The organism is Cytophagales bacterium (genome assembly GCA_019456305.1).
In the GTDB taxonomy this organism is placed as follows: domain Bacteria; phylum Bacteroidota; class Bacteroidia; order Cytophagales; family VRUD01; genus VRUD01.
The window spans coordinates 1-11,419 of the sequence record VRUD01000025.1; the positions used below are offsets into that span (position 1 = coordinate 1).

10 protein-coding genes are annotated in these 11,419 nt (G+C 37.1%); 3 read left to right on the top strand and 7 right to left on the bottom strand.

The genetic code is table 11. From position 1 onward, the window contains the following. The 6 genes from FVQ77_07105 to FVQ77_07130 all read right to left on the bottom strand — a co-directional run. The coding region (locus tag FVQ77_07105) for a hypothetical protein (protein MBW8050094.1) at positions 1–274 on the bottom strand (274 nt) is incomplete at its 3' end. Between the two features lie 37 nt (positions 275–311). After that, positions 312–818 carry an ORF6N domain-containing protein gene (locus FVQ77_07110; GenBank protein MBW8050095.1) on the bottom strand — a complete coding sequence of 169 codons (507 nt, stop codon included), beginning with the start codon at positions 816–818 and terminating at the stop codon, positions 312–314. A 259-nt stretch (positions 819–1,077) separates the two neighbouring features. Further along, positions 1,078–2,781, bottom strand: coding sequence for a gliding motility-associated ABC transporter substrate-binding protein GldG (gldG, locus tag FVQ77_07115; protein MBW8050096.1), 1,704 nt, complete (start codon positions 2,779–2,781; stop codon positions 1,078–1,080). A 40-nt stretch (positions 2,782–2,821) separates the two neighbouring features. Next, positions 2,822–3,796: a hypothetical protein gene (locus tag FVQ77_07120; protein ID MBW8050097.1), complete on the bottom strand. Its 975-nt coding sequence runs from the start codon at positions 3,794–3,796 to the stop codon at positions 2,822–2,824. A gap of 128 nt (positions 3,797–3,924) precedes the next feature. Next, on the bottom strand, positions 3,925–4,653 hold the full coding sequence (gene gldF / locus FVQ77_07125; GenBank protein MBW8050098.1) for a gliding motility-associated ABC transporter permease subunit GldF: 729 nt from the start codon (positions 4,651–4,653) through the stop codon (positions 3,925–3,927). Between the two features lie 55 nt (positions 4,654–4,708). Further along, positions 4,709–5,416, bottom strand: a complete 708-nt coding sequence (locus FVQ77_07130) for an ATP-binding cassette domain-containing protein (protein ID MBW8050099.1) — start codon at positions 5,414–5,416, stop codon at positions 4,709–4,711. A gap of 134 nt (positions 5,417–5,550) precedes the next feature. Between FVQ77_07130 and FVQ77_07135 the strand changes: the two genes are divergently transcribed. The 3 genes from FVQ77_07135 to FVQ77_07145 all read left to right on the top strand — a co-directional run bounded on the left by FVQ77_07135 (position 5,551) and on the right by FVQ77_07145 (position 10,289). Further along, a complete protein-coding gene (locus FVQ77_07135; GenBank protein ID MBW8050100.1) occupies positions 5,551–6,846 on the top strand; it encodes an acyloxyacyl hydrolase in 1,296 nt (431 codons plus the stop codon). Positions 6,847–6,905: 59 nt separating this feature from the next. After that, entirely contained in the window at positions 6,906–9,635 is a 2,730-nt protein-coding gene (locus tag FVQ77_07140) for an LPS-assembly protein LptD (protein ID MBW8050101.1), read from the top strand. A 270-nt stretch (positions 9,636–9,905) separates the two neighbouring features. Next, positions 9,906–10,289, top strand: coding sequence for a DUF1987 domain-containing protein (locus tag FVQ77_07145; protein ID MBW8050102.1), 384 nt, complete (start codon positions 9,906–9,908; stop codon positions 10,287–10,289). 34 nt (positions 10,290–10,323) lie between these two features. Here the strand turns inward: FVQ77_07145 and rfbA are convergent, their stop codons facing one another. Continuing rightward, complete coding sequence (rfbA, locus tag FVQ77_07150; protein MBW8050103.1) at positions 10,324–11,193, bottom strand: glucose-1-phosphate thymidylyltransferase RfbA; 870 nt, start codon at positions 11,191–11,193, stop codon at positions 10,324–10,326. Positions 11,194–11,419 lie beyond the last annotated feature (226 nt).

Here is an 11,419-nt window from a genome sequence, read left to right on the forward strand (position 1 = left end):
TCATGGTTTCCAGCAGCATCTTTATCATATCTTTTCTTACAAGATATTTATTATTAATGCTCCATCTGCCGTTTGGTTGTCTTTTAAATAAGTTATTCCGTCCGTCCTTGTGAGCAATAAAAATGCTGTCAACCGCTGCCGTGTCAGTAACAGTGAAGTCTGTCTCAGCGATGCTGAGGGTAGAGGTACCTTGTCTTTTTTGTATAGCGAACCAGGTGATGATTGATAAAACAATCAAAATGATAACCAGGATTATAGTTTTATTCTTTGACATTTACAAATAGAGCATTTAATTTATCCTTTTTCTGTGCTTAAAATCCGATCCGTTTCCTTGGGTGACTTGGAGGTTCCATCAGTTGACGAATAGCTTTAAATACCACTGCAAATTGTTTGTCGTATTTCTTTTCTAATTCTTCTAATTTATGAGCCAGTTCTTTGTTGGTAGAAAGTATTTCTCTTAAACGGACAAAGGCTTTTACTACTTGTATACTTGCCTGCACAGCTACAGGACTGTTTAAAACACTTGCCAGCATAACAGTTCCATGTTCAGTAAAGACATAAGGCAGGTGAGGAGAAAATTTAATTTTTTGAAGGTGATAGCAATTTGCGATAACCTCTCTCTTTTCTTCTTCCGTGAGTTGAAACATGAATTCTTCCGGGAAACGTTTAATATTTCTTTTTACCTGCTCATTTAACCTTCTTGTTGTAACCCCGTAAATTTCAGCCAAGTCAGTATCTAACATTACTTTTTTACTTCTGATAATCAAGATGCCTCTATCTACTTTTTCAGAAACTAAAAGGGACTGTCTTTTTTCCATCTTTATATTAAAATTATGTTATCGCAATTTGCGATAACCTTTTCAAAGGTACTTATTTGGCTACATAATGAATTCAAGTTTTCTTTTACTAATTCAAATATAATTTTTTCTTTATAATTAGTGTAATTAGTGGTTCTGATTTTATTTTTTTGCCAGCAAATTCATCGGATGACCCAAACGCACAACCTGGAGAGTCATCCGATGATAACCACCCCTTGTCATAGTCATTGTCTATTGTCATATTGTCTACTGTCTATTGTCAACTGCCAACTGTCAACTTTCTTTCATACTTCCTCTTCCTAAAATAATTCCTCCCCACCCCAAATAAAACAATCAAAATAACAGGCACAACCAAATTTATCAACTGCCATTTCAGTCTTTCTTCTTTTATTTTAACTTTATCCAAAGGCCTGAATGTCACTTCTTTGGCTCTTAAAGTAATAATACCACTTTCGTCAAGCAAATAATCCACTGCATTTAATACAAATTCTTTATTGGCAAATTGCCTGCGGGTAAACCTGTCATATCCAAGCGGGTAAGGATGACCTGTTTTTTTATTAACATCATTTTGGATCAAATCACCATCGGAGCAGATAATGATCTTTGAAGGTTTATCTTTTTCTTTGAATTCAAACGTATTCTCTGTATGCAATGCCAGCCGGTGCGTATACAGAGACTGAAAGCTGCCTTCAAGCAAATATGCAACGGGAAGACTTCCCTGGCTGAATAATCGTGGATTAACATCAAGCCGCACCTCGTTAAAATTAACCCTCACAGGTGTGGGCAATATTTTGGAATATTTTGATGTAAATACCAATGGCGTCTTTTTTATCCCCCCGGCTTTTACCGTGTCTATTGTACCCAAAAACCTTGCATAAAGCACATCCATATTCTTCACTATCGGATGTTTGCTGAAGGTATTCAGCAAAAGATAATAGCGCCAGTTTACAAGCCGGGTCTGCGGCTGGTTGCCCATGTAACCGACAAACAGTGGTATAACCCCGGAGTTCAGATCCTGGATCAGATCTGCATTTAATCGTATTCCGTATCTAAAGAACATGTCTCCAAGATCCAGCTTATAGGGCATCACCAGCTTGCCTTCTTCCCCGATGCTGTCGAGATTGACATTAACCGCATCAATAAAAAAGAGCGCCTTTCCGCCTTTTATGATAAATTGATCTATTTTGTATTTGTCATAATCACTAAAAACAGTATCCGGCCTGGCAACGATAATGGCGTCATAATCATTCAGGCTAATTTTTTCGGGCAGGTTTATACGCTCAATAAGGAAGTTTTCTTTTAATGAGCTGGTAATATCAGCCATCTGAATTTTATTCAATTCTCCATGCCCTTCAATGATAGCAATTTTTTTCTTTTGAATTGATGTCAATTTCCTGATTGCAGATATAAGCTCAAATTCAACACCTTCAACCGACTGGTTTAATATTTCATCAGACCTTGCTGCGCTGTTGCCCTTCAAAAGCATCACAGGAACTTCCTTATCCCTGTAAGAGATCAAAGCCCCCGGAAAGATTATCTTCTCTATCTTTTTATCACCTTCCCTGGCAAAAAGATTGGTAGGTTGTAACCCTTTTTCAGCTAACTGAAGGTAATATTGATTGCGCTGCCTGGGATCAGGATTTTCACCAGGATTTACAAACCTGAATTGCAGATTGCTGCCGGCATAAATCCCGAATTCGTCCAATTTATCACGTATGGCTCTCTGTAAGCGTTTAAAACCGGCAGGAAAATCACCTTCAAGATACACTTCTACATAAACTATATCTTCCAACCCGTTTAAAACCTTTATTGTTGCAGGCGAAATGCTGTATCTCTTATCTTCGGTCAGGTCGTACCTGAAAAAGTATTGTGAGGCGATAATATTCGCAAGCAGGATCATGATTATGCCTATTATGAAAGTCAGTATATCGTTCAGCCTTTTAGTTCGTTTCAATGGATGCATTGTTATTATTGTTACATGATTGTATGGTTGCGGTAAAGATTTATTTTTGGGTTTTTAGAGATGTCATTAAATCGATATTGAATTTTTTTAAAAAAACTGCCAGCACCTCACTTGAAGACTTTACACCGAAATTTCTAATTCTAAGAAGGCTCTTATATCCATAAGTTTCACAATAATTGATAACATCCATCGATGTTTCCAGACCGGCACCTCTCAAGTTATAATAACTTCTAGTACTTAATTTTAAATCAGATAATTTACAGCCGTAAATATTTTCATATTCTTTTGATTCTTTTAATTTTTTTTCACCGTCTTTAAATTTTTTTATATACATCTCCAACCGTTCATTTTTTTCTTTCAAATATTCAACTTCTAATATTTTTTCGTTACATATTCTATATCTTAGTGATAATTTGTCTATATTATATCTTATTTTTCTTTGGGTTTTGTCTTTTATTTGTCTTATTCTTTCTGTGGTTACATTATATTTTTTAGCTACTTTCCTCAAACTTAATTTTTCAAAGAATAAATACTTTAGAATATCTAATTCTTTTTCGGACAGATTCGGGATAAATGGTTTAGAGCCTAAAAGTTTTTTTATGAAACCTGTCAACAAAATGTTATCAAGCGTTATAGAAGAAAATGAAAATGATACCTCAACTCCTTCTGTTAGATTCTTAATTCTTTCTATCTGGGCTTTATCAAATAGCATCCTTGCTCCCTTGTAATTACTTATGCGATAACTGGGTATTTTCTTTGAGTTAAGAAGGCTTCGTGCTTTTTTAGGCGAAAGTCCCAGAATTTGCATGCATTCGTTCTTATCAATAAATTCTATATCTTTAATATTTTTTATACCCAGCATTTTGTTTATTTCTGTAATTTTATAATGTGATTCATTTTTAATTTTTATTGGCTTAGGAAAATTTCCTTTTCTGTTTCTGCCATAATAACCAAGTGAATATACATCTTTCAATAATAGTATTCTAGCCAGCTCTTTTGAGGATAATGTTTCCATTGTTTGTTAATTTATATGTTAATACAATTTTATTTTCTCCTTTTTATCATTTCAAGTAAAAAGTAAAAAGGTAAAAGTAAAAAGTGAATTTATACTTTATACTTTTTACTTTTTACTTGTTCATTGATCTACCATTTCCTGGTTTCCAAAACAAATTTAGTTGATAAAAGCATTATTGCGATCACACCTAAAAAATAAACAATATCACCAGAATCAATCAGCCCTTTGCTCATTGAACTATAGTGATAAGCTATCCCTAACTGACTGATCAGATCAGCATATTTTCCCCATAGATCGATAGCAGCTAAAGAGCTAAAACCTGAATAAACAATAACGCATAGGGCAGAAGCAATGATAAATGAGATGATCTGGTCTTTAGTTATTGCTGATGAAAATATCCCGATTGATGTAAATATTGCTCCTAAAAATATCAATCCAATGTAAGAACCAGTGGCCGCTGCTGAATCAATATTACCTGCAGGGTTACCTAAAATATAAACTGTGGAATAGTATATCAGGGTTGGTAATAAGGCAAAAATTACAAGCAAAAAGCTTGAAAAATACTTTCCAAAGATGACCTGCCAATCAGTTAGTGGTTTTGTAAGCAGTAGTTCCATGGTGCCGGCTTTTTTTTCCTCGGCAAAGGTTCTCATCGTAATTGCAGGTATTAAAAACATAAATACATAAGGCGTGATAAAAAAAAGGGTATCCATATCGGCAAAGCCATAATCAAAAACATTGGTTCCGGGAATTACCCACATAAACAACCCAATGCCTGTCAGGAAAACAATGATGACGATGTAGGCGATCAGGGAGTTTAGGAAACTGTTTATTTCTTTTTTGAGGATGTTAAACATGTATCAAAAATGCAGGGCGCATGGAGCTTACTGCATGGCGTTCTCTGCGCGATGCCTATTTAGTTAATTGTTGAAAAACATTTTCCAGCGAACCTTTTTGTTTAATAAGTTCAGCAACTTTACTGTCAGCCACAATTTTACCTTCATTGATGATAACCACCCTGTCACAAATAGCTTGTACTTCCTGCAAAATATGGGTTGAAAAGACAACGGTTTTTTCCTTACCGATATTTTTAATAACCTCCCTGATCTCAATGATCTGGTTGGGGTCTAAACCCGAAGTAGGTTCATCCATTATCAAAACTTCAGGGTCATGGATCAATGCCTGAGCCAAACCAACACGCTGCCTGAAGCCTTTTGACAGCGTTCCGATCTTTTTATTCTGCTCAGGGGATAAGCCGCACTGTTGTATCATTTTCTCTACACTGCTTTTCAGTTTAGCGCCTTTTAAATTGTACAAACTCCCAATGAAATGCAGGTATTCATGCACATACATATCAGTGTAAAGAGGATTCTGCTCGGAAAGATAGCCTACGCTTTTACGAACCTCAATGGATGATTCCATCACATCATAACCGCAAACTGTAACAGTACCGCTTGTAGGCGGGAGATAACATGCAGCCACCCTCATGGTAGTGGTTTTACCGGCTCCGTTAGGCCCTAAAAAACCTAATATCTCTCCCCGCTCTACCGAAAAGCTTATACCATCCACGGCTGGGTGGGTACCAAAAACTTTTGTGAGGTTATTGACTGTGATTGACATAAAAAAATACAAATATACGTCATGTATATTTGAATAAAAGATTATTGCTGCTGTTTTATCTTCAAAATTCATTTTAAACTTCAATTTAGTAGTTTTACCAAAAAATAGTTATTCTACAACAAATTAACCCAATAATGCGACTTATATACAGCTTTACGTGCATAGCTCTACTAGTTGGCAGGGTATGGCGCTCCGTGCTCTACCCCGCCAACAGGCGGGGCTATGCATTATGTGCTTACTTACTTATCATTCTACCCTGTATAGGCCAGGATAAAGATGATAAGGCCCCCTGGTTATTTGGCTTAACCACCCATTACGGTTTTATCTGGCAACATAGCCCGAAAATGGCACATCTTGCAACAAGCCACCCCTTAGCTGTTGAACTAAGCCTTCATAAACAAACAACAGGCAATAGAGCCTGGCACAAGCTATATAATTATCCTCAGATCAGTTATTCTTTTTTCTATTTCAATCTCGGGAATCCGGAAGTGCTGGGAGACGCATATACAGCCGTTTTTTATTTAAATGTGCCTTTGCGCCTTTCCTCACCTCACCCCCTACCCTTCTCCACTGGCGTGGAGAGGGGAGAAAGAGAGGGGAGAAAAATTGGAAGGACGAGCAGCAGAGCCAGGTTAAATCTAAGGATAGGAACCGGATTAGTTTACCATACAAAAAAGTTTGACAGAATCGAAAATCATAAAAACAACTTATTCAGTACGAGCATCAACGGGGTAATGCAGGGCAAAATAGAATACGATAAAAAGATCAGCGATAAGATATCGTTTCAAGCTGGCATCATGATAACGCATTTTTCAAACGGGGCGATCAAAATGCCCAACCTGGGAATCAATATACCCACTGCAAATGTTGGAATTCGTTATTCTCCGGGAGGGAAAGGGGGTGGCAAAGTCCCCCCTTTGGGGAGGACGATGTCCAGTGGACATCGGGCCAGCATTGCGGGAGGCAGGGGGGCTGTTAGAGGGGCTGGAAGGGTCAAAATAAACCTTGCTATGGGGTTTGCGGTCAAGGAAATATATCCAACCGGAGGAAGAAAATACTTTGCGGCCATTGTTTCTGCTTACGCGGCCAGGAACATGAGTGCGATAAACAAATTGTGTGTGGGTATTGACGGTTTTTATGATTCATCATTAAAACAGGAAATAATTAAAGATTCATTAAACCTCAATGGCGCTACCCCTGATATTAAAAGAGCCGGCATGATAATTGGTCATGAGCTAATGGTGGGTAAACTATCAATGATTACACATTTTGGAGCATATTTTTACAGGCCCTATAAGAAACACAGGCCTTTTTATCAGCGTTACGGACTTAAATACCAGTTTTCAAAGACTTTCTTCGGAGGATTTTACCTCAAAGCCCATTTAGGCAGCGCTGACTATGTTGAGTGGAGCTTTGGAATACAAATTTAACCACGAATTACACTAATTCTCACTAATTTTTTCGTGTAATTTGAAATTTCATTTAAACATTGAAATTCAGATACAATAGCGCCATGCCCCGCCATTTGGCGGGGCTATGCGCCATGCGCCTTTTACCATTATTCATATATCTGCTTGTATGGGAGGGGATGCAGGGTTGCAATGCACAGATTATTGAAAATGATACGCTTGGCGCTAATCCCGGGTTACTCGAGATTATTGATACAAATAAATCCCAAATCCAATACCGGGTACCCGGGACCGGATCAGAAACAGATACTACCATAATTTCAGCAGATACACTGGATATCGCGCCTGAAAAAAAGGATATAGAAACCACAATTAATTATTCTGCCACGGATTCCATCAAATTAGATGTGGTTGACCAGGTAGTCTATTTATACGGTGATGCCAAAATTACTTATGGTGATATTTCGTTGGAGGCAGAACAGATACAAATAAACTGGCTGACAGACATCTTATCTGCCAATGGTGTTGAAGATTCTACAGGAAAATTCCAGGGGACGCCTATATTTCAAGAGGGCGATGATACTTATATTGCAAAAAGAATAAAATACAACTTTAAAACCAGGAAAGGTATTATTTCTGAAATTGTTACCCGCCAGGGCGAAGGGTATATCCATGGTGAAAAGGTAAAGAAAAATGAAGCCGATGAATATTATATCAGCCAGGCACGTTATACCACCTGCAATCATGAGCATCCCCATTTTTATATCAATTCAAAAAAGATAAAGATGATCCCGGATGATAAGATCGTGACGGGCCCATTTAACCTGGTAGTAAGCGATATACCGACTCCCCTGGGTTTTGCTTTCGGTATCTTTCCAATTCCTGATAAGCAGACTTCAGGCATCATTATTCCCATCTATGGTGAATCCGGTACCAGGGGATTCTTTTTGAGGCAGGGTGGTTATTACTGGGCAGTAAATGATTACATAGGTATAAAATTCCTTGGTGAAATATACACAAAGGGCGGTTGGGGGCTAAACATGCTGACCAATTATAAAAAAAGGTACACTTATAATGGTAACCTGAACTTAAATTTCAATAAGCGAAGAACAGGTGATGAAAGCAATATAAACGTAATAAATGACTTCTGGGTTAAGTGGAGGCACAACCCCGTAAGCAAAGGTACAGGCAGGTTTTCAGCTTCAGTGGATGCCGGGACATCTACCCACAACAGGAATAACTCATACATTATTGAAGATATGCAATCAAGCACTTTCAATTCAACTATTTCTTATACCAAAAGCTTTAAAGGAACACCATTTAGAATGGGCGTGAATCTAAGGCAGAATCAAAACACGGTAACAGAAGAAATGAACTTTACCCTCCCTGATTTTAGTTTTTCAATGAACAGGATTTATCCTTTTAAGAAAAAAACCGGAGGAGGGAAAAGCTGGTATGAGCAGATAAATTTCACCTATAATTTTAATGCCAGGTATAAGATCTCTAATATAAGAAAAAACATTTTTGTAGGATTAACTGTGCCTGAAACCTACCAAAATGATACCACCGGGATTAGTTTTGACAATATTCCTTTGCTATTAGAAAGAGGGCAGTATGGGGCAAAGCATTCCATCCCGCTGTCAACAACGTTCAAATTATTTAAAAACATTAATATAAGCCCAAGTATTAATTATACAGAATATTGGTATCCCCAAAAATTAAGATATGAATGGAAAGATACCATACTTATAGTTGATACTATTCCTGTTTTTTCACGGGCTTACCAATATTCTGCAGGAGCGGCTATGTCAACTAAAATTTACGGATTATACCAGTTTAAAGGCAAAAAGATCAAAGCGATCAGGCATGTGATGACGCCAAGCATTCGTTTTAATTATCATCCTGACTTTTCAGAAGAAAGGTTTCTTGTATTTTATCCGGAAAAACAAAAAGATACAATAGGAAATATGAAAAAATTATCTCGCTACCAAGGAGCAATTTTTGGCGCTCCTAGAGCCGGGAAATCGGGAAGTATAGGATTTTCTTTGGTGAATGTTTTGGAAATGAAAGTAAAATCTGAAAAAGATACTACCAAAAAGTTTAAAAAAGTAACATTGCTGAGAAACCTGAGAATCAGCAGCAGCTATAATCTTGCAGCAGATTCACTGAATTTAGCGCCTTTTAATCTGAATGCTACAACAAGTCTTTTTAACAGACTGAACATGAATTTCAAATCAACTTTTGATCCGTATCAATTAGACGCATCGGGCAATAAGATCAACAGATTTGTATGGGATGAAAAAGGAAAGGGCATTTTAAGATTGACCTCTGCCAGCCTATTTTTTAGCACCAATCTCAATCCTAAAGCATTTGAAAGGAAATATAAAAGTGATAAAGGCAGCGAGCAAGAGTTGGAAGAGATCAAAGCCAACCCTGAACAGTATGTAGATTTTAATATCCCCTGGAATTTAGATATTACATATAATCTGAATTTTAAAAAAGACTTTGTTAAAGACATTAATGGAATAATTTTAAGGGATACTACGAAGATATCTCAATCTTTGAAATTCAGCGGAGATGTAAACCTTACAGAAAAATGGAAGATCGGCTTTGATTCCGGCTATGATTTTATAAATAAAGGATTTTCAACTACAAACATAACTATTTACAGAGACCTCCACTGCTGGGAAATGAACTTTACGTGGATGCCTATTGGAATAAGACAGTCTTATTCGGTTGATATAAAAGTAAAAGCTTCTATATTGCAGGACCTGAAACTGACTAAGAAAAGAGATTGGTATGATAGATAACCCGATGCTAATATACTAAATTAGTTATTGGTTTATTAGTTAGTAGTTTTAGTTAGTTGGTTACTGGTTTTGGTTTGTTAGTTTTACCTGCCCGCCAATGGCCTATGGAAGGCGGGTCATCTCATAATTGCAACCCAATACTAATCAGGTTTTGAACCATGATATTATTGTTTGCAAATAGCAAATAATTACGACAAAATTTTTTTATACATTTTTAGTTTTTAACTTTGCCCGCAAATAAAAGTATACTTCTTCAATTAGGATTAAAAAATGGAAATTTTATCATTAAAGAAGACTGAGCATACCCCAAAAGTAGAGCTCGACCCTGATAAAGGAACGCTTGATTTTGAAGGCAGGTCAATACCGAGGGATGCGAAAGAATTTTATATCCCGATTTTTGAATGGCTGGAAGAATACATTAAAAATCCTCAGCCCAAAACAAGTGTAAAAATATATATAGACTACTTTAATACGGGTTCATCCGTATATTTATCTAATCTTTTCAAAAGGTTAAATGTATTGTATGAAAGTGGCAACGAAGTCTCTGTTCAGTGGTTATATGATGAGGATGATGAGGACATACAAACTGAAGGTGAAATGTTTAAACAGAATATAAATGCGCCATTTGAAATTGTGATGGTGAAAGGAGAGTGAAGTGCAGAGCCCCGCCAACTGGCGGGGTTCAACGCTAATCGCTAGCATCTAAAACATCCAACAGATATTGCCCGTATCCACTTCGTATTAAAGGTTCAGCTATTCTCCTTAATTGCTTACCACTGATATAACCCATTCTATAAGCTACTTCTTCCGGACAGCCAATTTTGAGCCCTTGTCTTTCTTCAATAACATGCACAAAGTTACCCGCCTGAATATATGATTGAAACGTACCCGTATCAAGCCAGGCAGTACCTCTGTCTAAAATAGCAACTTTAAGTTTTTTTCTTTGCAGATAGGCATTGTTAATATCAGTGATCTCATATTCTCCCCTGGCGCTTGGTTGTAGATTTTTTGCAATTTCAACCACGTCATTATCATAAAAATAAAGTCCCGGAACTGCGTAATTAGATTTTGGTTGTTTGGGTTTTTCTTCAATAGAAACAGCATTGTTGTTTTTATCAAATTCAACCACACCATATCTTTTAGGATCCCTTACGTGGTATGCAAAGATCACACCACCGTCAGGGTCATTATTCCTGGTTAATAACTTTTTTACTCCAGCGCCATAAAAAATATTATCACCAAGTATTAAGGCAACTTTATCTTTTCCAATAAATTCTTTCCCAATCACAAATGCCTGGGCAAGACCATTGGGAACTTCCTGGACTGCATATTCAAAGCTACAACCCAGTTCTTTGCCATCTCCTAAAAGTTTTTTAAATAAAGGTAGATCAGAAGGGGTAGTAATAATCAATATTTGATGGATACCTGTCATCATCAATACAGACAGGGGATAATATATCATTGGCTTGTCATAAACAGGCATTAATTGCTTGCTCATGACGAGGGTTAAGGGATATAGACGGGTGCCGGACCCACCAGCTAATATTATTCCTTTCATTCCTACAACTTAATTGCAATTGTCATTCAGTTGTTATATGGGATTGTCATACGATGGGAATGTGTTCACGTGAACACATGAACGGTTTCGGTCTTAAAGAAGTGGCGGATTTACCACTACAAAACTGTCCCACGCTACCGAACTAAATGCGATGCACATACTTTCAAATTGCTCATCAACCCAGCTTACGACAAGCCCCGTGTTAGTGCCAGTGCTGTTTGTCATC